The organism is Sorangium sp. So ce836, from assembly GCF_028553905.1.
GTDB classification, from domain to species: Bacteria; Myxococcota_A; Polyangia; order Polyangiales; family Polyangiaceae; genus Sorangium; species Sorangium cellulosum_D.
In genome coordinates this window covers 13,463,066-13,486,346 of sequence record NZ_CP102233.1, presented here as the reverse complement: position 1 = coordinate 13,486,346, position 23,281 = coordinate 13,463,066, and the positions used below count along the sequence as shown (strand labels likewise).

The following is a 23,281-nucleotide window of genomic DNA, read 5'->3' as shown; positions in this document are numbered from 1 at the left end:
GCCTATGCGGTCTCCTGCGCTATCGACAGCGGATCGTGGGTCGAATTGGGGGGGGGGGAAATGCCGCACAGCAAAGCGTGGCGCCATGTGTTGTCAGTGTGAGGCAAGAGGTTATGCGGGTCAACGTGATCAGGGTTGGCGAGTGCTCCATATGGGCACCGTCCCAACGAAACCGCTTGACGGCGACGTGTGCCGTCCCACGTTCAACAGTGGACCATGCCGGGCGTCGGCGTGGAGATCTCTGGGCGCTGCATACATGCGGATTCGGAGGGGGAAAGGGGCGCCCACGCGCCGCTCGTTCATAAACGAGACAATGCCGATTCAGCCAAGAGGAGTCATTATGCGGACAAATGTGACCATGTGGCGCCTTGGTGCGGTAGCATGTCTATCGGTAGCAGGATTCTGTCCGGTCCCGACGCACGCCTCGCTGCCGGTACCCTTATCTCCTCAGGAGAAAGGGCTCTGTCTGGCCCCGCCGGAGCACTCGTTGCCGGTACACTTGTCTCCTCAGGAGCAAACGTACTGGTGCTGGGCAGCCAGCGGCCAGATGGTCATGAATTTCCTCGGCGCGACGGTCATCCAGTGCGACGAGGCCAACAAGCAGTTTGACCCTGAACGTACCGACTGCTGCGACTCGCCTGTGCCGTCGGACTGTGACGTGGTGGGCTGGCCGGAGCCTGAAAAGTACGGATTCACCTACAAGACGACCTCCGATGAGGTGCTACCCTGGAAGGACGTTCAGGACGAGATCTACTGTAAGCACCGCCCCTTCGCCTTCACCTGGCGCTATCCCGGAGGCAAAGGACATATGATGGTGGCGGTGACATACAGAAACGTCGCGGGGAAGAGACTGGTGGGCGTCAACGACCCCAACCCGCGAAAGATCGGGGATTATTGGGAGAATACCTACGAGTACATCGACGCCCTACCAGGCCACCACACCCATTGGAACGATTACTACGCCTTCGCCCGCGCGGGAGTAAAATGATATGCGCACGACATCCACGAAATCGACCGTCCTCCTCTGCCTCGCGCTCGTCGCTCCGTTGTGCGCCTGCTTCCCGGAGCCGCCGCCGACGACGACCAGGGACGTGAAGGAAGTGGCCAAGAACGCGCTTTCGACGCTGGAACAGCTCGTCAGCGAAGAGAACTACAAGCGCCTGGGGTTCAGGTCGCTCGACGAAGTGAGGCGGGCGACGATCGGCGAGCCGCTGCCGGTCAGCATGGTGCGCTTCGACGAATTGGCCGAGTACCAGCGCGACCAGGACCCGAGGCCCCTGATCCACCCGACTCCACAAACTTTCGCACCAGTGCTGGTCGACGGCGAGGTGCGGTCCTCGATGATCGTGCACCCCACGAGAGTCGACGGCACGCTCACCGTGGGCGGCTTTGGCGGGCCAGCCCTAATCCGAGCCCTGGAAACCGCGCGCCGCCAGAGCATCCGGCAGACCGGGCGGCCGGCGAGCGACTACTTCGACGTCGAGGTATCGGCCCTCCTCCGTCATTTCGTGGCCTATCGCGAAGAGAATCAGGTCCTGCTGATCCCGATCTTCGATGACGATCGGCTCGACTTCAGGGCCGGACAGACCATGCGCGCCCAAGACGTCTTCGCGCGCCTCGTTCCCGAGGCGCTGCGCGACATGGCCGACAAGCCGTCTTGAGGACCCTGCCGGACGCTGGATCACGCATCCGTGAAGGCCGCGCCATCGCGGGACGAGCTCAGCGGCAGCGGCCGAGGATCACGTTCACAGTCGCAACGCCATGGTCGGCGATGACGAGGTCCGGCACGCCGTCACCATTGACGTCACCGACGGCTACGTCCACGGCGCCGGCGGCGTTCTCATAGACGGTGGACACCGAGAAGTGTCCCTCGCCGTCGTTGAGGACCGTGGCTGCGGCTTGCAGGGCAGAGCCGCCCGCGACCGCGAGATCGAGCGTGCCGTCGCCATCGAGATCGGCGGCGGCGAGGCCGTAAGGCAGGCCATGGGTGCCGAGTGTGGTGTCCATCGGCTCGGAGAAGCAGCCTTTGCCATCGCCGTGCAACATCGCGATCACCCCAGGAACGAGATATCCGGGCGCTCGCGCGACGGCGAGATCGCTCAGACCATCCTCGTCGAAGTCTGCGGCGACGACCGCCTTCGGCGAGACGCCGACGGATTGGCTCTGGCGGGGCCCGAAGGTGCCATCGCCGACGCCTGGCAGCACGCTCACCGTGCCCGCGCGGCTCTCGACCGCCGCGACATCTGGGTAGCCATCTCCGTTGAATTCGCCGGCGGCGAGCGCGATCGGGGTGGCACCGGTCGCCGTGACGACGCGCTCGGCGAAGCTCCCATCGCCGTGGTTGACCAGCACACTGACGGTGCTGTCCTGACTGTCAGCGATCACCAGGTCTGGACCGTTCTTTCCGTCGAGATCGACGACCAGCGGAGAATAGGGGGCCCGGCCCACAGGGTAGACTGCGATCGGCTCGAAGGAGCGGTCGCCGGCGTTGTGGAGCACACTGACTTTATCGTCGAGGCTGGTGACGACGAGGTCGCTGCGTCCGTCCCCGTCGAGGTCGGCGACCGCAATGCCCGAAGGCCTGGTGCCGGCGGGGAAGGGCGTACCGGGCTCGAAGCTGCCGTCGCCGAGGTTGAAATTCACGTAGATCGAGTGCGACGGCTCTTCCGGGTGGCCGAGCGCGGCGACCGCGATATCGAGGTGGCGATCGCCGTCGAAGTCGGCGAGCGCGAGCGCCCAGGGCTCGAGGCCGGTGGCGAAGCTCGTACCCGCGTCGTACGAAATATGGCAGTCGCCGACGTCACCCGACTCACCGCCGCTCGTCGTGGAGGAAGACGCCGGGCCTGCGTAGGCGGGAGTGTTGGGGCTGCTCGGGAGCGCGTCGCTCGAGGAACATGCGAGGAGGCCCACGAAGCTCAATACGGTCGGCCAGGCGAATCGGAACATGAGCGGAGAGTGCCCCGATGTTCCCCAGTTGTCAATTCATCATATCTTCGCCGAGGTTTCCGAGATCGATCGTCGATTCCATATCAAGACAAAGTGAAGATCGACGCTCGGATGTGAGCATAAACACGCATATATGCAGGGCATTTGCGTCGCGTTGAATCCGCCGAGCTCCGTCGAAGATCCGCCCCGCAGGCCGTGGAGTGAACGCGGTCCCTCGGCGAAGGAGTTGATCTGCCTGAAATGCGCAGAGCTTCGAACCGCCGAGACGCCAAGGACGCCAAGGAGAAAATTCAATTTTGACGTCCTTAACGTCTTGGCGGATGATTCCTCGCTTGATCAACGTGAGCGGTATTCTAGGCGGGGTCAGATGACGGTGACTGTGCGCGCCAGGACGGCGGCCTTCGGGCTCGCCGAGGGGATCGCCCTCTCGCCCTTCGGCGAAGGCAACGTCGCCGCGCTCGACGAGGCGTCGCGCAGGGAATCGACGTGGTGACGCTCGAGACCGACCTGGCGAGCTCGAAGTGCTCGATCTACGGCGGGATCGACAACGAGCCTGCCGGGGCATGGCTGGGAATACGCTGCTCGAGATGCTGCCCGGGTCGCCAGGCACGGTGGTGATCCACGGCACCGCCGACCCGACCTGGGTCGGCGGCGTGGCGCGAACCCAGGGACGTGGTCCCGGCGGAGAAGGTGGACGACGTCAACGGCTCCCTCGACACCCTCGGGGCGGCTCAACAGCGGACCGGCGGCGCCTCGCCCCGCCGGCGCCGCTCTCCTCGCGCTGCTCGCGCTACTCGCACGCTCCGGTCTCGATGGAGTGCGGGCGCACCGACGTGTTCTGGATGCTGTTCGGGTCGGTCACCGCGACCTCGCGGCCCCAGCCGGTGAGCCCCGCGAACGTCCCGTCGGTCGTCATGTCGAACGGCCCGTCGTCCTTGCAGTCGTTGTTCTTGACGGCGCCCCACGACCAGGCGAGCCACCCCACCTCGAGCTCGACGCTCTTGGCGAGGAGCGTCTTGTAATCGAACGGGTGCTGGCCGCACTCGTACACGGCGTGCTGCGCGAACTCCCCGACCATCAGAGGCAGGTTCAGCGCCACGGACTCGTTCAGCTCCTTCGTGATCGTGGCCCCGCTCCCGTCGGTCCACCACATGTGCACGCTGAGCATGATGTTCGGATCGTGCGCGACGAGCGCGGGGCCGACGGCCTGGAGCTGGTCGATGTTCTGCCCCCACTTGGAGGCGTCGATGATGAGCGGCACCGTGATGCCGGCGTCGCGCATCCTCGTGATGGCCTGCTTGTAGCCCGCCTCCCACGCCGCGTTGTCCACCTGGTCCCCGACCTCGTTGCCGATGTTGACGAGCAGGTTCTGCTCGTGCTTCTTGATCACGGCGACGGTCTCCGGTTCCGTCCAGTAGTCGACCAGGCTCGGCAGGAGCTCCCATTTGCCCGTGGCGTCGTGCAGCTCGACGATGGGGATGAGCTTCTGCGCGAGCGCGTTCGTGATGGCCGTATCCAGGCCCGCCACGGACGTTTCGGTGTTCCACACGATCCGCACCGTGTTGGCGCCCGTCTTCGCGATCTCCGCGAACTCCGGCAGGCCGTCGGGGCCCGACGGCAGCCACACGACCATCTCGTTGATGCCCCGGAGCAGCACCTTCTCGCCGCAGCGGTCGTAGAGGAAGCGGCCGCGCACCGAGAACCCGGTCGACGGCTCGCCCCCTCCCCCGCCCCCGGCGCCCGTGCCCGAGGTGGCGCCGCTGCTCGTCGAGGCGCCGTCGCTCGTCGAGGCGCCGCTGCTCGTCGACGCGCCGCCGCCGCCGGACGTGGTCGCCCCCCCGCCCGCGCCCGTCGTGCCCCCGCCCGAGCCCGTCGCGTCCTGCCCGGAGCCCTGCGCGTCGCCCGAGTCGTCGCCGCACCCCACGGCGAGGCCGAGCGCCACGAGGGCGGCTCCGGCCCAACCAGCCACCGACCGATGATTCATGCACATCATGTTATGACTTCCTCTCTCCTGATTGCACCTGGCGACCCAGCGGGCTGACCGACGCCGAGCGGGCGATGCCATCGAGTCATCTCGGCCGGAGCTCGGTGAGGACGAGCAGGTATTCCGGCGGGTTGTTCGGCGTCAGCTTGGCGTACGGGTCCTCCTTGGTCGGGAACCCGGTGAAGCGCTTCGTGTTGTACTCGCCCCAGGACGGGTTCTTGAAGAGCGGGATCACCGGCGCCGCCTGCACGAAGATCATCTGCAGCTCGTCGATGATGCGCTTCTGCTCGGCCGGATCGATCGCGGCCTCGAACTCACGGAACAGCGGGTCCGCCTCCTTCGCGCCGAAGCGATGCCAGTTGCGGGCGGAGATCTCGCCCACCGGCTTCACCAGCTCCGCGCTCATGAGATCGCGGTAGAAGTTGTAGGGCGTGGGCTCGACGGTGGTCCAGCCCATCGACATGTCGAACGTGCCCTTCTGGAGCGCCTCGAAGAACGCGCTGAAGTCGTACGTCTTGAGGGTTGCGTCGATGCCCAGCTGCTTCAGGTTCTGCGCGATGATCTGGACCGCGCGGACCCAGTCCGACCAGCCCGTGACGACGTTGATCTCGAAGCGCATCGGCTTTCCGTCCTTCGCCCGGATCCCGTCCGCGCCCTTCGCGTAGCCGGCCTCGTCGAGGAGCTGGTTCGCCCTGGTCACGTCGAGCTTCACCCAGTCGCCCGCCGCCGCCTTCTCGTTGCGGAAGCGGTTGTAGGAGTCGTCGAGGCCGGTCGCGTCCGCCGGCTGCGTGTAGTTGTTCGCCGCGATCTTGACGATCTGCTCCCGGTCGATGCCCATGCTGATCGCCTTGCGCACGCGCACGTCGTCGAACGGCTTCTTCGTCGTGTTCGGGTACAGCGTGGCCGTGCCGCCGACGAGCGGGAACCAGTAATGATGGTTCGCCGGATCCTTGGCGACGAAGACCTTGTCGATGTCGGGGACGAAGGCGCCTGCCCAGTCGATCTCCCCGTTCGTGAGCGCGAGGCTGATCGGGTCGTTGCCGGGGTAGGCCGGGAAGCGCAGCCCGTCGACCGCCGGCTTGCCCGCCTGCCAGTAGTTCGGGTTCTTGCCGAGCTCGTACACCTGGTTCTGGAAGACCTTCACCTCGGTGAACGGCCCTGTCGCCACGGGGTTCTCGTTCGCGTACGTGACCGGGTCGGCGACGTCCTTCCACGTGTGCTCCGGCACGATCGGCTGGTGCCCGATGTAGCTGAGCCCCGGCACGTAGGGCCGCTTCAGCGTGAACTCGACCGTCGCGCCGTCCTTCGCCGCCACGGCGTCGATGAACTTCCACACCCCCGAGAGATCGAGCGCCGGGTGCTTCTTCAGGAGCTCGAACGTAAACGCCACGTCCTTCGCGGAGAACGGCTGTCCGTCCGACCACTGGACCTTGGGGCGGATCGTGAACGTGAGCTTCTTGTTCCCGTCGCTCCACGCGTAGCTCGTCGCGAGCCACGGCGTGTACTCGCTCTTCATCGTGTTGTAGATGAGCATCGGCTCGTAGATGCCGGCGACGGTCGGGAACCGCACGTTCCCCTCGGCGAGCAGCGGGTTGAAGTTCCGCACCCAGGAAGCCTGCTGTTCCCGCGAGATCGTGACCATCGCGGCGCCCTTGGCCGCGGGCTTCGGCGCGGGCGCCGCCGCCGACCCCTCCGGAGCGCCGCGAGCCGCCCCGGCGCCTTCCTTGTCCTTGGAAGAGCAGCCCGCGGCGGCGCTGGCGGACAGCATCAGCGCCGACAGGAAGAAGATGCGACGCGGCATCGGTCCAGCCTTCATGACAAGCCTCTCCGCGCGGGTGACCCCGGGTTCCCGCGACGATTCGTTCCCGTGACAGCACGCGGCGCCGTGACGCGGCATACAAGAAAGAAAGTGGATCGTACGAGATCCCGGATGCCGTGCTCGACGTCGCATGGATCGCTGTACCGGTTAAGTGGTTGGATGTCAACGGACAGGGCTGGCCGTCGTCGCGCGCTCCGTCGCCGCCGTCCGACGCGGGGCAGCGGGCGGGGCGCGCGCCCTCGCCGCGCGGGCCTGGATCAGGCTCAGCCGCGCGCTGGCCCGGCCGCGGCCTGCGGCGGGGCTCCGTGGCCTCCGGGAGCCCCCCCCGCCGCCGGGCCGACCGTGGCCGGGGTCGGCGGCGCTGCCGGGCCTCACCGTGAGGCGCCGCGAGCTCCGCGTGCGGGGGCGGCCGGGCTGCGGAAAGGCGAGGCGCTCCCCGCCGAGGTCGTGGCCCGCGCGCGCCTTCGCGCCCGCGAGAGGCCATGGCGACGGGATGCACAGGATGCATGACAGACATGCATCCTTCGATTTGGAAAATGTATTTACAATGATCCAGATATCCGTCGAGTCTACGCTGGGCGCCGCGTGCCCGCGGGCGAGCCGGCTCGCCGCGATGGGCCGCTCACGCCATGCGCGCGGGGCCCAGCACCTCCGAGAAAGGCAGTATGTTGGACAACAGCATCTCGTCGACGCACGTCACGTCTCGCCGCGCTCGGGGCGCCGCCCGTCACGGCCACGCTCTGGCCCTCTTGCTCCTCGGCGCCCTCGGCCCGGCCGTCGGATGCTCCGACGACGAGCTCGCGCTCGAGACCCCGGTCGAGGCCGCCGCTCAGGAGCTCACGAGCATCCCCACGATCCCGGACGAAGCTCTCCAGAAGACCCTGGCGCCCCTCCGCGCCCTCGAGGTGCCTGGCAGGGTCTACATGAAGTCCGTCGAGGAGACCTTCACCGGCTCCGGGACCTTCTCGCAGGTCGTTCACGTCTATCAACCGGACGCGACCGGAGAGACGATCCGGTTCGAGCTCGCCGCGAAGACGAGCGCGGGGCAGGTGGACACGAGCCACAGGTTCGAGTCCGTCAAGGTCACCTCGCGCCCAGGCGAGCCGGACCAGACCCAGCAAACGCAGCCGAACGCCAGCGGCCAGCGCGTGTACGACGTCCCCGGCTCACGCCAGGGCTGGTATCGCTTCGAGCTCACGTACGTCGCCCCGAACGCGGGCCGCACCCTGAGCTTCAGGGCCTACGACGCCTCCGGGAACTCCTTGAAGATCGTGTGGGTCGACCCCCCGAGCGCCGCCGCGCAGGTCCGCGCCAGGGTCGCGGTCGACGGCTCGGCGTCCCCGGTGTTCCTCAAGGGAGGCGCCTACCGGAACACCGATCCCAGCCAGTTCGCCTATGCCGACAACGTGAAGGTGAACGGGAACCTGCTCTATCGCCGCGGGTTCGATCAGGGCCAGTACAACTTCCCGCTCGGGCAGCTGAACGCGGCGGAGCTTACGCTCGAGTTCTCGCTGGCCGCCAGCGGCTACAACCCTGCCAAGTTCTGGTTCGGCGTCAGCGAGAAGGGCTTCGCACCGGCGGCCGCCAAGACGAGCTGGGATCGGGTCCAGTTCCTCTACCAGGGCGCGATGCGCACGGGCGACTACGACGCCTGGCGCGAGGGCGTGGCCTTCGCGCAGGGCGCCACGGTCACGAACGGCGTCCGCCCGCCGCCCGTCCGCCGCGGCACGACGTTCTCGGTGGCCGTCGAGGACTCGAGCCTGAACGGGACCCAGAACGCGACGGTGCGGATCATCTCGGACGCCACGGGCGCCGAGGTGCCCTGGGCCAAGTCGCTGCCGGCCGACGGCGACTACCGGGGCGGGATCTTCACGAACGGCGCGTTCTCCAGCCGGAACCGCGAGCACTGGCGGATCACCGTTCCGAGCGACGCGCCCGTCGGACGCTACGTTGCGCGCGCCTTCTCCCCCTCGGGCGCCCGCATCGGGCAGGACGTCGTGTTTTACGTGATCCACAACCCCTACCCGCTCGTCGCCAGCGGCGCCATTTCCAAGGCTGAGCTCGAGACGTATGGCTACGACGAGGACGAGGACGGCGTCGACTTGAACGGTGGGTACGGCAGCGATCAAGACAACATCCGCGACCACTTCACGGTGCTCTACGAGTGGTCGCCGCCGTATGACGTGCAGCGGAAGCTCACCGCGGCGTTCCGCCGGACGACGGACGAGTCGAAGTTCTCGTTCCTGGATCACGCGGTGGCCGCGGCGCAGGGGACCACGAGCGAGTTCGAGACCATGCGCCGGCTGTATCGCCTCGTCACGCAGCGTTACCGGTACAGTCAGGCAACCAACCTGGGCGACGTGTCGACCATCTTCCTGAGCGACGGGCTGGATCCCGCCGAATCGCTCCAGTACGCGAAGCCGGGCTCCCAGCTCGGCTGGGAGGACGGGATCGGGGGCGTCCAGTGCTACGACTACGCGCCGGTCCTGGCGGCCATCGCCCGCAGCGCGGGTGTCCTCTCCCGGGTCGTGTCCAGCGACGGCAACCTCGGCGGCTGGGGGAACCATTTCTTCACGGAGGCGTACATCCCGAGCGTGCCCCTGCACGGCGGCAAGACGCAGAACAGCAGCTCGGCCCCGAACAGCGACACAGATCCCTGGTACGCCTTCGACGCCACCAACCCGGACGCGTCGGGCAGCACCCCGTATCAATACCTCTGGGAGCGCTACTCGGAGGGGATCGCGCCGCGGGCGCAGTACGGCAGGGCGGCGTTCGTGCTCTCGGGATACAAGCCCCGCGGCACGACGACGAACACCGTCACCTGGGATCCGCTGGGCCCCACGGACGACATCGGCGCGGACGACGTCCTCTCCCTGCAGGCCGCGTACGAGTCCGGGCCGGACTTCTGGCTGACGCAGAGCGGCGTCACGGGCTATCTCGGGCGCGGCGAGAAGGACGTCTATCGCATCAGCAAGGCGACCACCGGGGCGAGGGCGGTCTCCGTCAGCACGGTGCCGGGCGGCGGGAGCACCCTGCAGCCGGTGCTCTGCGTGGGGCCTTACGTCGATCCCAACGGCCCGCCCGCCGAGAACGAGCCCGGGATGCCGCCCAGGTGGAACGTGTCCGTGCCGGCGCGCTGCGAGGATCGGGCGACGACGTATCCCCTTCCCGAGGGGGAGTCGTACGTGGTCGTCTTCCACGACCACGGTCAGCCGGATGACGCGTATCCCGACTCGGAAAACAGGCTCAAGCTGGGAGATTCGGTCCAGTACGTGCTGGAGCTCCAGTACTGACGTGGCGTGCTCCCTCCCGGCGCCGGGGGCTCCCGGCGCCGGGCTCATCAGCGTCTGCTTGACAGAATCCCCGCGCGGCCCCAGACAGATCTTCCCAGATGATGACGAAGACCAGCCTGCCCGTCGTGCTCTTGACAGCCCTCGCCTTCGCAACCGCGGGTTGCGATAGCGCCGGCAGCCGCGGGCCGTCCAAGGAGCGGTGGGCGACCACCGAGAACACGAACGTCGAGCTCGACTTCGACAAGGTCAACGAGGCCTACAAGACGGCCGAGGGGCCTGAGGACTTCGAGCGGCGCGTCAACGAGATCTACCAGGGGAGCGAGGTCATCAGCGTCGCCGTCCAGGATCTGGACGCCAAGACGCAGGTCGTCACCGGGTTCTTCGACAAGAACAGCGACGGCACCGTGCAGGACCCTGAGAAGGTGTTCACCATCCGCCGCGACGTCTCGGGCGAAGGGGCTGCGCAGATCCAGACGTCCGGGTTCGGCCACTACGCCTACTACAGCTCGCCGGTGATGAGCCTCGCGTCCGGCATGCTCCTCGGCGCCATGGTGTCGTCGGCGCTGCGCCCGAACTACGTGCCGGTGTACACGCAGCCGTACACCACGCCGCCGAACCGCGCGCCGGATCTGCGGTCCCACCGCGACACCTACCGCGCCTCGAACCCGTCCGGCGTCGACCACAGCAAGTCGTCGCAGACCGGGCGGCGCTACAACAACGTCGGCAGCAGCCGTTTCGGCAGCGGCAAGTCCGGCGCCGGCTCGCGCTTCGGCGTCCGCCGCGGCGAGCGCGGCCGCAGGCCCGAGCGCCTCGTCGCGTAGCCGCGCAGCAGCGCGCCGCCTGCCGCGATGCAGCCCCTGCGCAGCATCTCCGAGCTCCCGTTCCGCTGCCGTCCCGCGCTGGAGCTGCTGAACCTCGAGCAGCACCGCGACGAGCCGGACGTGGAGTCCACGCAGTTCGGCTGGTGCCGGGTGGACGCGCTCTGGCTGGACGGCCGCGCGGACCGGGCGCCGGTCCGCGTGACCGACGCGCTCGTCGTGGCGGTGCACGCCGCGGACGAGCCGGAGGAGCTGGCGGACGACGTGGAGCTCGAGTTCTTCGTCGAGGAGGTCGCCAAGGACTACTCGGTGACGGTGCTGCTGTCGGCGTTCCTCGAGCGCTGGCTGCCGGCCGCGTTCTCGGGCGAGCGCGCCATCGTGCTCGCCATGTGCAACCCCCACGCCGCGCGCATCCGGCGGCCGGAGGCGGCGGGGCGCACCCCCGTGTATTACGCCCACGGCGACGTCGACGCGTGGCTCGACACCGACGCAGACGGGCGCCGGCACATCCGCCTCGAGGCGGAGGCCTGGCGCATCGCGGAGTGAGAGACGGAGTCAGATGATGTTCGATGGACGCAGACAGCCGATCGTGTCGCGCGAGCAGAAGCTGGTCTATGCCGGCATCTACGTGCTGAAGAAGATGGACCTGAAGCCCGCCGACGGAGGCATGGAGTTTCCTCTCGTGCTGCCGTCGGCGCTGAGCCCGCTGGAGGACGTCCTGCAGGAGCTCGTGAACGCGGATCTCGTCGAGGTCAACCGCCGCAAGGCGCGGTTCGAGATCACGAAGAAGGGGCTGGCCTACCTCGGCGAGATCATCGACGAGGCGGAGGCGCTGGTCGACGAGTTCGACGACGAGTCGCTCGAGGACGCGGTGGCCGAGCTGCGCGGGCGAAACGTGGACGTGCTGCGGGCCCGGTTCCTGTGGGGCTGGTACGACGGCGAGCTGGACGACCTGGTGCTGTTCCAGCAGCGCCGGGGGGTGACGCCGGTGGAGCCGTGGTGGGCGGATTATCTGATGAGCGATGCGTTTTATGAGGCGCTGAGGAGCGACTACGAGTGAGCGGGAGGGCGGCCGAGCCGGCGTGGGGAGGGATCGCGGCGGCTGATAGCAATCCGCAAAGGGAATGCGAACGCCTTCGTTGGCTTCTACGAAGCGCTTCGTAGGCTGCCTACCGCCCACACATCGTCCGCCCCCTGCAGCGCGGGCATGCTGGACGACGTGGCGGCGCAGCTCACGGAGGACGCTAGCGCGCTCAACCCACCGGACGGCAGGTGGTAGCCGGCCGAGCCGTCACCGTCGAGGAGGGCGACCAGGGCGGACAGCAACCAGCATCACCGACCCGTGTCGGACGAGCTGACCCCAGGTCGGGGCCGCTGGCCGAGCTCGGTGGCGCACCTCGGGCCTCCTGCTTCTTCCGCCCGTTCGATGCCTCTGTAACGGACCACCGACTTTCTCGCGAGCTGCGGGGATGGCATCCTGCCGGGCATGACCGTCGAGCAGATCGTCGCCGCCATCCGTGCCCTCCCCGTCCCCGATCGGCTTCGCGTGATCGAGCTCGTCGCGCACGAGGCCGCGAGCGACGTGCCTGCTACGGCTCAGCCAGCTCGCCGCGGGGACGTCACCTTGACCGAGCGGCATGGTCTGCTGCTTGTCGACACCGACGCCACCCTGCCCGCCGATGTGTTCGACCATCGTCCCGACCGCGACGCACGGGCGGACCGGATCCAGGGAGGCTCGTGAAGATCGCCTTCGATACGAGCGTGCTCGTCGCCGGACTGCGCTGCGCCCCAGCAGCAGGGCGCAGCGCGCCGCGAGCGCCTACTCGTGCACGGCGGCGTAGCGGCCGCTGGGCGTGACGATGACGTGCGCCGTGAGCGGGACGTGCTGCTCCGAGGAGAGGCGGCGCAGCTCCTGGGTTATCGCTTCGTCCTCGCGGGTCGGCGTCGAGTCGCCGCCTGACGACAACTAGATTTGCCGGTGGTGGCGGCCGTGCGGACGGCCTGTGCGACGGTGCGGAGCGGAGGGCTCCGGCCGGGTGCCGGGGCTCGAGGAGCCCGGATGGTCAGCGACAGGCAGGTCCGCGTGCTGAGGACGAAGCGGATGGAAGGCAAGACGTTGGAGGCGGCCGCGGCGGCGGCATCAACGGGAGTGCGCGTTATGCGCGTTAATGGACGGTCAACCACTCTCGCGCGCCCGCTGAGCCGAACGTTGCGCCCCCCGAGGCTCACGCGACGGCCCGCTCGATGAGGTCGGCGGCGACGGCCGTGCCATCCACCACCACGATGCCGGCGATTGCGGCCGCGCGAGCAGCGACCCCCTCATCGAGCGCGCCCCCCAACGCCGCCCGGAGCGACTCCGCGCTCAGCGCCCCACGGTCCACCGACGTCCCGATCCCGAGCGCCCGCACGCGCGACGCCCAATACGGCTGATCCGAGAACATCGGCACGATCACCTGCGGCACCCCCGCGCGCGCGGCGGTCGTGGTCGTCCCCGCCCCGCCGTGGTGCACCACCGCGGCGACCCTCGGGAACAGCGCCTGCTGGTTGACGTCGCCGATCGCGATGCAGTCGGAAGCGTCGTCGACCAGACCGAGCTCGGCCCACCCCTGCGACAGGACGACGCGGCGCCCCGCAGCCCGCACGGCCTCGATGACGCTCCGGCCGGTCTGCGGGTCCACAGGCATGCTGCCGAAGCCGACGTAGACGGGCGGCTCGCCGGCGGCGAGGAACGCTTCCAGCTCGGGAGCGAGCGGCGTCGGGTCGGGCAGGAGCCAGGCTCCCGTCTGCGCGACCTCGAGGCCGGGCGTCGCCGGCAGCGGCCCGAGGACCGGGTCGGCCGCGAGCCACGGATCCTTGCCCAGGATGTGGCTGAACGCATCGCTCAGCGGACCCAGCCCCAGCCGCTCCCGATGCTCGTTGAGCCGCTCGAGAACGCGCTCGTTCCAGCTCCGCGATTCGTCCTGCCAGCGTCGCAGGTTGGATTCCGGGTCGCCACCAGTCACCCCGCCGGGCGCATGATCCGGCGACGGCAGGGCCACCGGCGCGTACAGGGCGACCACGGACGGGATGCCCAGCCGTTCCGCGATGGACCGCGCGGCGTACTGGTGCGCTCCGCCGGCCACGATCGCGTCGCATCCCTCGGCGGCCGCCGCGGTCGCGTCGAACTGGTCCCTAACGAGGTGCGCGACGAGCGCGCGGACCTGCTCCGGCGTCGGTATCGCGGCCTGCGCGGCGCCGGCCCCGCTCGGCGCACGCATCGCGATGCCGATCGGGCTCGCCGTGAAGCCCATGCCGGCCACCCAGTCGATGAAGTTCGGCGGAATGCACAGCCGCACGTCGTGCCCCCGACGACGCATCTCGGCGGCCAGGGCCACCACGGGTTGCACGTCACCGCGCGTCCCCACTCCCGTCAGCAATACCCGCATCGTCTCTCTCCCTTTCACCACGCGCGCCGCGTGGATGACGGAAGACGAAATGGCACCGCCGATGCGATTTTTCATCGTATTATCGCCCAAGCTCCGGTATACATGCTGAAGCGGGAGGCGGGGGAAGACGCCCGCGACGCGGATCATCCGTTCAGGCCGAAACGGCCGGTGGATCTCGCGCGAACCAGTACGCTTCCCCTCGTCGGCGCGCTCTCGTGGGCTTCATGCACGGCGAGAGCGTTGAGGACCGTGGTAGGTTCTTCGGGTGGGCGTTGATTTCACTGCATTGCTCGACCACTCGCTCTCCTGGGACGAGCTCTATCGCCTTCCGGAGCTGCTGGATGCGCGGCTCGGCTGTCCTGCAGCAGCGCTCGATGTCCACCTCGACCTGGATGACGCGCCTCGTCCGTGGCGCTGGGACCGAGACCCACTTTACAGCAATGTCGCCGAGGAGCTGTTCGAGGAAGGACACCTTTCGCTGTCTGGTCCCGGCGGCTTCTCCGCGACTGTCTTCCGGACCGGCCTCGAGCTCACGCATCCCGCCCGGTGGTGGTCATTCGTGTTCGAACCCCACGTTCGCGAGGGTCTTCGCGCGGCTGCCCGCGCCATGGCGACGATCCTTCGGAGCACGACGATCATCTACGCTCCAGACAGCTCCCATCCGACATCTGAGGGCTCCGACCTCTTGTTCGACGGCGCCTCCTTCGGAGATGTGCTGCGCTGGTTCGCCGAGCGGATCGGCCCTCCAGCGTCGGGTCCACAGGAGCTGGCTGGCGCGGAGGAGGAGACGAGCGAGATGGGCTACCTCGTCGAGCGCGTGTCCGGCTAGCGCTTCCTGCGGGACGCGCGGACGCCCGACAGGGCCCCCGTCAGCCGCGCCGCCAGGTCGCCCTTCGGCTCCACCCGCACGTGCTCCAGCCCCAGCCACGCGGCCATCGTCCGCAGCTCGCCCGCCAGCCGCTCCGGCGTCTGCGCGCCCGCCGAGGGCTCGGCGTGGCTCGCCTGCACCATCAGCACGCCCGCCTTGCGATCGGCCTTCAGGTCCACCCGCGCGGTGATCGCGTCGCCCTCGAGGAACGGCAGCACGTAGTAGCCGTGGGTCCGCTTCGCTGCCGGGGTGTAGATCTCGAGCCGCACCCGCACGCCGAACATCCGCTCGGTGCGCTCGCGGAACCAGATCAGGTTGTCGAAGGGCGAGAGCAGCGCGCAGGCCTCGATCCGCCTCGGCCGCCGGGCGGCGGGATCGAGGAAGGCCGGCTCCCGCCAGCCCGTCACGCCCACGGGGAGCAGCTCACCGGCTTCGACGAGCTCGGCGACCCGCGCCTTCGTCTCGGCGACCCCCATGCGGAAATAGTCCCGCAGGTCCCGCTCGGTCGCCACACCCATGGCCCGGGCGGCGATGCGGATCAGCGCGCGCTGGGCGTCCTCGCGCGCGGGCGTCGGCGCCTTGAGCACCGCCCTGGGCAGCACCTTCTCCGGCAGGCCGTACACCCTCTCGAAGGTCCCCCGCCGCGTGGCGGTCGTCAGCTCGCCGGTCCAGAACAGGCACTCGGCCGCCCGCTTGGCGTCGCTCCAGCCCCACCAGCCGCCCGCCCCCTTCGCGCCGACCTCGAGCTCGGAGGCGGCCAGCGGCCCGCGCTCGCGGATCTGCTCCAGCGCCCGGTCCACCACCGGCCGGTGCTCGCGCAGGAAGCGCGCCACGCCCTTCCAGACGCCCACCCCGTCGCGCGCGTCGGCCATCCGCCAGCGCAGCAGCGGCTGGGTCGCGAGCGGCAGCAGCGAGGCCTCGTGCGCCCAGTACTCGAGCAGCGGCCGCTTCCTCGCCCAGGCGAGCTCCTCCAGCATCGGCCGCGGATAGGCCCCGAGCCGCGAGAAGGCCGGCAGGTAATGGGTGCGCGAGACCACGTTGACGCTGTCGATCTGCACCACGCCCAGCCGCTCGATCAGCCGGGTCAGCTGTTGCTTCGTCGCCGCCGGCCCGGGCCGCTCCGCCCGGAAGCCCTGCGCCGCCAGCGCGATGCGCCGGGCCTCCGCCGCCGACAGGGTGTCCTTCATCCGCGCCTTCCGTCCGTTCGGGCCCGCACCATAAAGCCCGAGCAAAGAAAGTACAACGTTGCGGCGGCGCGATGGCCGGCTTCTGGTATCAGAAGAACGGTGGCAAGTTGGGCCAAAGGACGTCGGCGGCGCGCGAGGCGGAGCCGCGCGGCGTCTCGCGAACAGTTCAAGATGCCACGAAAGGTACAACCGACGGGAGGGCTGGTGCTGACCCCGCCTGCGGCGCGGCAGCGCACCGCCGCGCCGTTGGGCGGCTCAACCACATCGAGGGGTTTCCAGCATGGGGATGTTTGACTGGTATACGCCGGCACCGCAGCTCGCTTGCCCCAGGTGTGGGACTACGCTCGACGGCTGGCAGGGAAAGGACGGTCCCTGCGGCCTGTTCGAATGGGTGCAGGGGATGCGTTCACCACCACGGCAACACGTCGACGAGGAGTGTGCCATTCCGGCTTGCGACCGGGAGCGCTTCCGGCTGCCCGCGCGTTTCGAGATCTATACCGAGTGCGAGCGCTGCCGCGCTTGGATCGAAGCCGAGGGATCGTGTGAGGGCGACGTGTGGACCCGCGTCGAGCTCGTCGAGCGCCCCGACTGAGGCCGGGATAGGCAAGCCACGGTGGGTTGTTCCAATGTGCTCCACCACCTCCTCCCAGCTCGGCGTGCGTGTCGGCGGTGGCCGGCCCGGTGACCACGAGCTGGCTGTAGAAGCTGCAGCCCTGCGTGCCGAGGTCAGCGTGCCCCGCAGCGCGCGGTCCATCGCCTCGTCCTCGCCGGGCAGGAGCGGCCGAGCGCAGCGCGGCAGATCGAGGCCAGCGGGACCGCGCGAAGGAATTGCAACCCCCCCGGGATCGAGCCGGGGCGAGCCAGGTTGAGCCCCGGTCCTCCCGAGCCTATGGCCTGCCGCAGCCGCTCCGCACGCCTGGCCGGCTGGCGTATGCTCGGCGGATGGCACGTACCGCCCCGGTTCCGAACATCCCTGCCATCCCCGGCATGAACCCCGGCGTCTTCGTGATGGAGGGCGGCGGCAGTGGCGGGGGCTCCGGCGGTCGTGGCGGCAACGGCGCGGGCGACGGCCAGGGCGGCAACGGCAGCAGCGGAGGCAACGGCGCGGACGGCGGCGGCAAGGGCGCCGGCTCGTGCGGCACCGGCTCGACCGACGGCGGTGGATGCCCCAACCATCATGGCTCCGGCACGAGCGGCAGGATGTCGCGCGGTGATCCCGTCGACGTGGTGACCGGGCGCGTCTTCACCGTGCCGGCCGTCGACGTCGCCTTTCCCGGCCCTCTGCCGCTCGTCATCGAGCGCACGTACTCGAGCGGCGCGCGCGACCGCGATGTCGGCATCGGGTTCGGGTGGACCCACTCGCTCGCGTGGCAGCTCCTTCTCCGCCGCGGATCGGTCCGTATCCGCTCGTTCGACGGCATCGAGCACGACATCGGCAAGGTGCCCCCGGGGACGGGGATCATCGGCCCTCACGGCTGGATCGTCCACCGCGAAGGCACCGGGTTCCGGCTCGATCTCCCCGATGGGCAGCACCTGATCTTCGGCGAGCGCGTCGCCTCCGACGAGGGCGAGCGGTACCTGGTTACGGTTATCGGCGACCGAGCACAGAACCGGATCCTCCTCGCCTACGATCGCGGTCTTCTCGTCGAGGCGACGGACGCCTCGGGGCGCGTCGTCCGCGTGCTGCGCGGGCGGGACGGCCGGATCGCCGCCTTTGAAGCAAAGAACACCGTCGTCCAGGGGAGGTGGGTCGCGTTCGCCCGATACACCTACGACCCACAAGGCAGGCTCATCCAGGTAGAGGACGCCGACGGACACGTCACGCGGTACACGTACGACCAGAACAATCGGCTGACGTCAACCACGGACCCAACTGAACTCATGTTCTCTTTTCGATACGATGGCGAAAGCCGATGCATCGAGACGTGGGGCGAGTACCCGGGCAAGGCAGATCCGAGCCTGACTGACGACGTCCCTGCGATGCTCGCCGATCACGTCACCAGGGCCAAGGGGATCCTGCACATCAAGCTCGAGTACTCAGGGGACGGCTACTGCGAGGTCGTCGACTCGGTGGCTCTACACCGGTACTTTGGCAACGCGCACGGGCTGGTTGACAAGGCGGTGACGCCGCTCGGCGTCTTCGACCGCACCTATGACCGGCGAGGCTTTCTCGCCTCGTTCACCGATCCCCTCGGGGCGCGGACGACCTGGAAGCGCGACGTCCTGGGGCGCGAGCTGGAGGTCGTGGACCCGCTTGGCCGTCGCACCGTGATCGAGCGCGACGCGACAGGCGAAATCACCGCGGTCATCGGACCGGACGGGGAGACTACCCGCGTCGATCGCGCCGGTGACACCCTGTTCTGGACCGATCCGATCAGCGCCACCTGCTCGGTTCGCTTCGATCCGCGAGGTCTGCCCATCGAGGTCCGCTGGCCCGATGGCAGGGGGCTCGTCTTCCGCCGCGACGCGCAGGGCAACGTCGTCGAGCACATCGATCAGGCTGGCGCGCAAACGCGGGCGCGCTACGACGCATGGGGCCGGTGCGTCGAGATCTGGGATGCGCGCGGCGGGCGGACGGCCTTCACCTACTCTGACGGCGGACGCCTCCTGTCCGTGACCTCTCCGGACGGTTCGGTCGAGCGCTACGCCTACGACGGCGCCGGCAACCTCGTGAGCATCACCGAGCCCGACGGTCAGATGACGCGAATGTACTATGGAGGGCTTCACAAGCCCGTTCGCATCGAGCGGCCGAACGGCGAAGTGACCGAGCTGAAGTACAACCGCGAAGGATGGCTCATGCGTATCACGAACGGCCGGGGCGAGCGGCACAGCTACGAGAGGAACCTCGCCGGGCTCATCGTCGGCGAGCGCACGTTCGACGGCCGCGTGCTGCAGTACGGCTACGACGCGTTGGGCAGGATGGTGTGGTCCAGGAACGGGCAAGGCGAGCGCAGCGAGTACGAACGTGATCTCGCGGGGCAGCTCACGAGACGCACCTTCGACGATGGGACAGAGGAATCCTTCGAGTACAATGGGCGCGGTGAGATCGTCTGCGCCGTAAACGCCGCGGGTCGCTTCACCTTCAACAGAAACGAACGAGGATGGATCGTCGCCGAGACACAGGATGTCGCGGGCGCTCCTGTCTCGGTGCACGTCGATCATCGGATCACCGGGGAGATTGCCGCCCGCCGCACCTCGCTCGGCCATACGGCGCAGTGGTCGTACGACTTCGGGCGCCAGCAAGTCGCGCTCTTCCTCGACGGCCAGGCCGAGGCCGTGTCCGTCCGCGACTCTACGGGACGTGAGCTGACGCGCTCGCTCAAGGGTGGAGCGCGGATCGACATGCTGTACGACGCGTTCGGGCGCCTCGCTGAACGGCGGATCGTGGCGAGCGCGCCCGGCGCCGCAGGCAGGGACCTCTCCCTGGAGCCCGCCTGGATCGGGCGATTGCCGCCGGGGACGGTGTACGTCGAGGGGCGCCGGTACGTGCCGACCGGTCTCCTCCAGGAACATTGGACCGCACGCGGTGGAAGCATGCAGTACGCGTACGACCCGGTCGGCCAGCTCGCCCAGGTGCTCCGCGACGGGCGTGAGGTGGCCTCGTACCGGTATGACCTCGCGGGCAACCTACACGACGTCACGCCCGGGGCCCCCCCACGCTCGTACGCAACCGGCGGTCGGATTCAGCGCGCTGGGAGCGCCGAGTTCACGTGGGACGATGACGGTCGCCTCATCATGAGACGCAGGCGCTCGGCTTCAGGCGAGGAGGAGGTCACGAGGTATCGCTGGTCAGCGTCGGGCATGCTGGCGAGGGTCGAACGCCCCGACGGCCAGGTCGTCGCATTCGAGTACGATCCGTTTGGCCGGCGCGTCGCCAAGCGACTCCTGGCCCGCGCGGCGGACGGCTCCGAGCGGGAGCTAGAGGCGACGCGCTTCGTCTGGGATGGCGGGGCGCTCGTGCACGAGATTCGACGCAGAGCCGACGCCGCGGGCAACCCGATCGTCGACGAGCGAACGTACGTATTCGAGCACGGCAGGACCGTCCCTGTCGCGCACCGCGAAGCGCACGCCGAGGGCGGGACACGCACCGTGTCGGCGTGGTGGCATTACCTGAACGACGACTCGGGCGCGCCCAAGATACTCGTCGGATCGGATGGGCAGATCGGCTGCGAGCTCGCGCGCGCCCCGTGGGGTTCCGCGACGATGCTGGAAGGCGCTCAGACGAGCACGCCGCTGCGCTTCCGGGGTCAGTACGCGGACGAGGAGACCGGGCTCTCGTACAACAGGTACCGTTATTACGACCCGGATCTCGGCCGGTATATCAGCGCCGATCCTCTGGGCATCGAGGGCGGTCTCAACGTCTTCGCGTACGCGGCCAACTGCCCGACGTCGGCGGTCGACGTCGAGGGGCTGATGTACTCGATCATCAAGGACAGAGCCGGCAACATCGTCGCCGATGGTCATAATCAGAACACGGGTCGGCCCCTTCCGCCGTCGCACAGCGCCGTTCCTGACGGCAAACCTTGCGCCGAGCGCTCGGCGCTCACCAACCTGGCGCATCGGCTAGGCCCTGGCGCCACCAAAGCGGACATCGCCAGGCTTTTCCAGGAGGAAGGCTACACATTGGAGACGTACGAAGGCAACGCGGACAATTACAAGCGTGGAAAGCGAGTCGCAGCCAATCCCTGCCCTGCCTGCAAGGCGATGCTGAAAGAGATGGGGATCCCTCACACGTCTGTCCAGGGGCACCCTCCGACCAGACCTGGGAAAACCGCTCCCTGGAACGGGGAGTCTACCTACAATCCTGCAACGGCGAAGATTTTCAACGGATCACGATGAACACACGTACGTGCGCGGAGGGGGCGGAGAGGGCCGACGACTCGACTGGCGGTCCGGCGCTTGCTGCGAGGCGCGGTGCACTCGACACCTTGCGCGGTCCGGAGGGAGGCTACGCGCGTTCGCATCGCGGGCTTGCCGCGTTCTGGCGGGTTATCGCGGAAGAGGTTCTCGTTCGACCGACGCCGCCGGAGATGCTCTCGTTGCTCACACAACTTGACGACTGGCTTGCCGGCGGGCCTGCCTGCGCCCTGGTGGTGAGCGCCGATCCGCGGGCACGTACGGCCCTCCTGGCGCGATGGGCCATATCGATCGTGGAGCGCAAGGCAGCCGAGGTGATCTTTGTGCCGGTAAGCCCGTGCTTTGGAACCGCAGTCGAACGCGATATGCTGAAGCTGTTCTTCGGCTTATTTCGGAGCTCAACAACGGCGGTCTTCAGTCGGCCGCGGAGCCCCGAAGAGCTGAGGCTGTCGATCCGAATGGCACTGCGGGATGTCGACTCGGTCTCTTCGGTTCCCAGCGAGGAGTGTCCCCAGTTACTCGTGATCGTGGACGGGCTCGAGCGGGCGGCAGATGGTTGGCCGCACAGGCGAATGCCCTTCCTGGGTGAAGCGTACGATGGTGCACACATCATCGCGTCCACCAGTCCGGAGAGCACTTCCGCGCGCGGTCCGGGGCTGTATGAACGCCTCGCCTGGCCTCCGGAGCAGACGAGCCTCTTCTTGCTTGCCGGCGAGATCGACTCTTCAGAAGGATCGACGCAGGCGCGGCGAACCATCGAGAGAGTTGGCGAGATTGAACCTTCGTTGGTCCGCTTCTTCGATGCACTTGGGACGGTGCTCGCTCCCGTATCGAAGGACGATCTCGTCTCGGCTATTGGCTTGGACGAGACCGGGCTTGAAGCTTTCGAGAACGGGCGACATTCTGGCCCCAAGCCCATCGTGCTGCGCGAAAATGAAAGATATTCCTTCCGCGATGATGCGACCCGTGCAACTTGGATAATGGACGCGAACAAGGCAGCGTCCGTCGAAGACGCTATTATCGGGAGGGGACAGGCGGCGCTCACGCGCGGAGCGGTCGTACCTGATGCGTGGCCATCCTACCTCGTAGAGTATCTGGGCGCCCACATGCAGCGGCGCTCTGTCTCGGTGTCTGAATTGATGAGCCTTGTTTCGCCCGAGTGGCTCCAGATCTGGACGAACCGCCCCGGAGGCTTGGTCGGGTTCACCACCGACGCTCGTCGCGCACGCTACGCCGCCGAGGACGCGCTTGTCTCGGCGTGCAGTCCAGAATGCACTGGAGTGGCCGAGCACGAAAGAGCAACGCTGCTCTGCGCCATTGTTCGATGCGCGTTGGCCGAAGGAGCTCTTTTTGCAAAAGAGGGTAGTCACGAAGAAGTAGATTATCGGACAGGCCCTTATGTTGAGTCATCGATCGATCTAAACAGGCCAGCTGGAGCTGCGCGCGAGCGTGCCGAGGCGTTGGTGACGCTAGCTTCCGTGTTGACAGGCTCGGAACAGCAGCTCGTTCAGCGGTGGGCAGCAGATGCGTGCGCAGGTCTTGGCGAGGTCTTTCCCCGACCGATCCCTTACGTGGCGACTGACCAGAGCGCAGCCGATCCCGAGCGCGCCCGTCGTATCCGCGCGGGCGCGAAGCACGAGGAGGTCGACGGGTATCTCGCGAGAGATCTGGTGATTCGGCCCACGAACCTCTCGCCCGAGGAGGCCTGGAGCCTGGCGGAGAGCCGGGAAGGGGAATCGCGGATGGTCGCCTTCGCGGGCATCCTGCCCGATCTTCCCGATGAGATGCGCGCGAAGGCCGTACGAGAGGTCATGGCCGCGTACTGGGCGCACGGTGACCGCCTGGCGCTGCGGATCCTGGCGGCGTGCGCGCCCTGGATGCCCCTTGCCGATGCAGCCAGGGTGCTCTGCAACGAGCTGGGAAACGACTGGACCGACGAATATCCCGGGATGCTGGTGGGCTTCGGCAGCCTCACCGAGCTCTCACCGCTGGTGCGACGATTGGGTGGCACAGCGGCGCTCGTGGGTGTCGCCCGCGCCATCGCCGACGTGGGCCGGTGGCTGCCCTAGTTGGCCCGTCCGCAG

Annotated in this window: 17 protein-coding genes and 1 pseudogene; 12 read left to right on the top strand and 6 right to left on the bottom strand. The window is 68.2% G+C overall.

Annotation, left to right across the window (positions count from 1 at the left end):
- Positions 1-4: 4 nt before the first annotated feature.
- Together NQZ70_RS53210 and NQZ70_RS49275 are read left to right on the top strand one after the other, a co-directional pair.
- Complete coding sequence (locus NQZ70_RS53210; protein WP_129580417.1) at positions 5-988, top strand: papain-like cysteine protease family protein; 984 nt, start codon at positions 5-7, stop codon at positions 986-988.
- 1 nt (position 989) lies between these two features.
- Complete coding sequence (locus NQZ70_RS49275) at positions 990-1,661, top strand: hypothetical protein (protein WP_129580416.1); 672 nt, start codon at positions 990-992, stop codon at positions 1,659-1,661.
- A gap of 58 nt (positions 1,662-1,719) precedes the next feature.
- On the opposite strand, the gene NQZ70_RS49270 is transcribed toward NQZ70_RS49275, so the two are convergent.
- Entirely contained in the window at positions 1,720-2,946 is a 1,227-nt protein-coding gene (locus NQZ70_RS49270; protein ID WP_129580415.1) for a VCBS repeat-containing protein, read from the bottom strand.
- A 367-nt stretch (positions 2,947-3,313) separates the two neighbouring features.
- Here NQZ70_RS49270 and NQZ70_RS49265 point away from each other — a divergent pair, with 367 nt between their 5' ends.
- Positions 3,314-3,439 (top strand): hypothetical protein, encoded by a 126-nt coding sequence (locus tag NQZ70_RS49265; RefSeq protein ID WP_257792755.1) that lies wholly within the window; start codon positions 3,314-3,316, stop codon positions 3,437-3,439.
- A 297-nt stretch (positions 3,440-3,736) separates the two neighbouring features.
- Here the strand turns inward: NQZ70_RS49265 and NQZ70_RS49260 are convergent, their stop codons facing one another.
- Both NQZ70_RS49260 and NQZ70_RS49255 read right to left on the bottom strand, forming a co-directional pair.
- The gene (locus NQZ70_RS49260; RefSeq protein ID WP_237244754.1) at positions 3,737-4,930 is read right to left on the bottom strand and encodes a cellulase family glycosylhydrolase; all 1,194 of its coding nucleotides are present in this window, start codon (positions 4,928-4,930) and stop codon (positions 3,737-3,739) included.
- Positions 4,931-5,015: 85 nt separating this feature from the next.
- Positions 5,016-6,731, bottom strand: coding sequence for an ABC transporter substrate-binding protein (locus NQZ70_RS49255; RefSeq protein ID WP_129582033.1), 1,716 nt, complete (start codon positions 6,729-6,731; stop codon positions 5,016-5,018).
- A 683-nt stretch (positions 6,732-7,414) separates the two neighbouring features.
- Between NQZ70_RS49255 and NQZ70_RS49250 the strand changes: the two genes are divergently transcribed.
- The 5 genes from NQZ70_RS49250 to NQZ70_RS49230 all read left to right on the top strand — a co-directional run bounded on the left by NQZ70_RS49250 (position 7,415) and on the right by NQZ70_RS49230 (position 12,601).
- Entirely contained in the window at positions 7,415-10,042 is a 2,628-nt protein-coding gene (locus tag NQZ70_RS49250; RefSeq protein ID WP_165374554.1) for a transglutaminase-like domain-containing protein, read from the top strand.
- 98 nt (positions 10,043-10,140) lie between these two features.
- Positions 10,141-10,863 (top strand): hypothetical protein, encoded by a 723-nt coding sequence (locus NQZ70_RS49245; protein WP_129580412.1) that lies wholly within the window; start codon positions 10,141-10,143, stop codon positions 10,861-10,863.
- Between the two features lie 27 nt (positions 10,864-10,890).
- Positions 10,891-11,406, top strand: coding sequence for a hypothetical protein (locus NQZ70_RS49240; RefSeq protein ID WP_129580411.1), 516 nt, complete (start codon positions 10,891-10,893; stop codon positions 11,404-11,406).
- A 13-nt stretch (positions 11,407-11,419) separates the two neighbouring features.
- Complete coding sequence (locus tag NQZ70_RS49235) at positions 11,420-11,920, top strand: hypothetical protein (RefSeq protein ID WP_237244753.1); 501 nt, start codon at positions 11,420-11,422, stop codon at positions 11,918-11,920.
- 426 nt (positions 11,921-12,346) lie between these two features.
- Positions 12,347-12,601 (top strand): hypothetical protein, encoded by a 255-nt coding sequence (locus tag NQZ70_RS49230; RefSeq protein ID WP_207217672.1) that lies wholly within the window; start codon positions 12,347-12,349, stop codon positions 12,599-12,601.
- A 78-nt stretch (positions 12,602-12,679) separates the two neighbouring features.
- On the opposite strand, the pseudogene NQZ70_RS49225 reads toward NQZ70_RS49230, so the two are convergent.
- Positions 12,680-12,814: pseudogene (locus tag NQZ70_RS49225) on the bottom strand (JAB domain-containing protein); the annotation flags it as partial.
- Positions 12,815-13,085: 271 nt separating this feature from the next.
- Entirely contained in the window at positions 13,086-14,285 is a 1,200-nt protein-coding gene (locus NQZ70_RS49220) for a glycosyltransferase (RefSeq protein WP_129580408.1), read from the bottom strand.
- Positions 14,286-14,550: 265 nt separating this feature from the next.
- Here NQZ70_RS49220 and NQZ70_RS49215 point away from each other — a divergent pair, with 265 nt between their 5' ends.
- Positions 14,551-15,114 (top strand): hypothetical protein, encoded by a 564-nt coding sequence (locus tag NQZ70_RS49215; RefSeq protein WP_129580407.1) that lies wholly within the window; start codon positions 14,551-14,553, stop codon positions 15,112-15,114.
- On the opposite strand, the gene NQZ70_RS49210 is transcribed toward NQZ70_RS49215, so the two are convergent.
- Positions 15,111-16,340, bottom strand: a complete 1,230-nt coding sequence (locus tag NQZ70_RS49210) for a winged helix-turn-helix domain-containing protein (RefSeq protein ID WP_129580406.1) — start codon at positions 16,338-16,340, stop codon at positions 15,111-15,113. The two genes, NQZ70_RS49215 and NQZ70_RS49210, sit on opposite strands and share 4 nt — an antisense overlap.
- Positions 16,341-16,620: 280 nt before the next feature.
- Here NQZ70_RS49210 and NQZ70_RS49205 point away from each other — a divergent pair, with 280 nt between their 5' ends.
- The 3 genes from NQZ70_RS49205 (at position 16,621) to NQZ70_RS49195 (ending at position 23,266) form a co-directional block, all read left to right on the top strand.
- Complete coding sequence (locus NQZ70_RS49205; protein ID WP_129580405.1) at positions 16,621-16,932, top strand: hypothetical protein; 312 nt, start codon at positions 16,621-16,623, stop codon at positions 16,930-16,932.
- Positions 16,933-17,282: 350 nt separating this feature from the next.
- The gene (locus NQZ70_RS49200) at positions 17,283-21,179 is read left to right on the top strand and encodes an RHS repeat-associated core domain-containing protein (RefSeq protein WP_165374553.1); all 3,897 of its coding nucleotides are present in this window, start codon (positions 17,283-17,285) and stop codon (positions 21,177-21,179) included.
- A complete protein-coding gene (locus tag NQZ70_RS49195) occupies positions 21,176-23,266 on the top strand; it encodes a hypothetical protein (protein WP_237244751.1) in 2,091 nt (696 codons plus the stop codon). The genes NQZ70_RS49200 and NQZ70_RS49195 overlap by 4 nt, the downstream gene beginning before the upstream one ends.
- The last annotated feature ends 15 nt before the right edge of the window (positions 23,267-23,281 follow it).

Bases quoted from the DNA above. Each gene is read 5' to 3' on its own strand.
- NQZ70_RS49195 (WP_237244751.1), top strand. From the start codon at position 21,176: ATGAACACACGTACGTGCGCGGAGGGGGCGGAGAGGGCCGACGACTCG.
- NQZ70_RS49220 (WP_129580408.1), bottom strand. From the start codon at position 14,285: ATGCGGGTATTGCTGACGGGAGTGGGGACGCGCGGTGACGTGCAACCC.
- NQZ70_RS49240 (WP_129580411.1), top strand. From the start codon at position 10,891: ATGCAGCCCCTGCGCAGCATCTCCGAGCTCCCGTTCCGCTGCCGTCCC.
- NQZ70_RS49235 (WP_237244753.1), top strand. From the start codon at position 11,420: ATGATGTTCGATGGACGCAGACAGCCGATCGTGTCGCGCGAGCAGAAG.
- NQZ70_RS49245 (WP_129580412.1), top strand. From the start codon at position 10,141: ATGATGACGAAGACCAGCCTGCCCGTCGTGCTCTTGACAGCCCTCGCC.
- NQZ70_RS49230 (WP_207217672.1), top strand. From the start codon at position 12,347: ATGACCGTCGAGCAGATCGTCGCCGCCATCCGTGCCCTCCCCGTCCCC.
- NQZ70_RS49255 (WP_129582033.1), bottom strand. From the start codon at position 6,731: ATGCCGCGTCGCATCTTCTTCCTGTCGGCGCTGATGCTGTCCGCCAGC.
- NQZ70_RS49270 (WP_129580415.1), bottom strand. From the start codon at position 2,946: ATGTTCCGATTCGCCTGGCCGACCGTATTGAGCTTCGTGGGCCTCCTC.
- NQZ70_RS53210 (WP_129580417.1), top strand. From the start codon at position 5: ATGCGGTCTCCTGCGCTATCGACAGCGGATCGTGGGTCGAATTGGGGG.
- NQZ70_RS49265 (WP_257792755.1), top strand. From the start codon at position 3,314: ATGACGGTGACTGTGCGCGCCAGGACGGCGGCCTTCGGGCTCGCCGAG.
- NQZ70_RS49275 (WP_129580416.1), top strand. From the start codon at position 990: ATGCGCACGACATCCACGAAATCGACCGTCCTCCTCTGCCTCGCGCTC.
- NQZ70_RS49260 (WP_237244754.1), bottom strand. From the start codon at position 4,930: ATGAATCATCGGTCGGTGGCTGGTTGGGCCGGAGCCGCCCTCGTGGCG.
- NQZ70_RS49205 (WP_129580405.1), top strand. From the start codon at position 16,621: ATGGGGATGTTTGACTGGTATACGCCGGCACCGCAGCTCGCTTGCCCC.
- NQZ70_RS49200 (WP_165374553.1), top strand. From the start codon at position 17,283: ATGGCACGTACCGCCCCGGTTCCGAACATCCCTGCCATCCCCGGCATG.
- NQZ70_RS49210 (WP_129580406.1), bottom strand. From the start codon at position 16,340: ATGAAGGACACCCTGTCGGCGGCGGAGGCCCGGCGCATCGCGCTGGCG.
- NQZ70_RS49250 (WP_165374554.1), top strand. From the start codon at position 7,415: ATGTTGGACAACAGCATCTCGTCGACGCACGTCACGTCTCGCCGCGCT.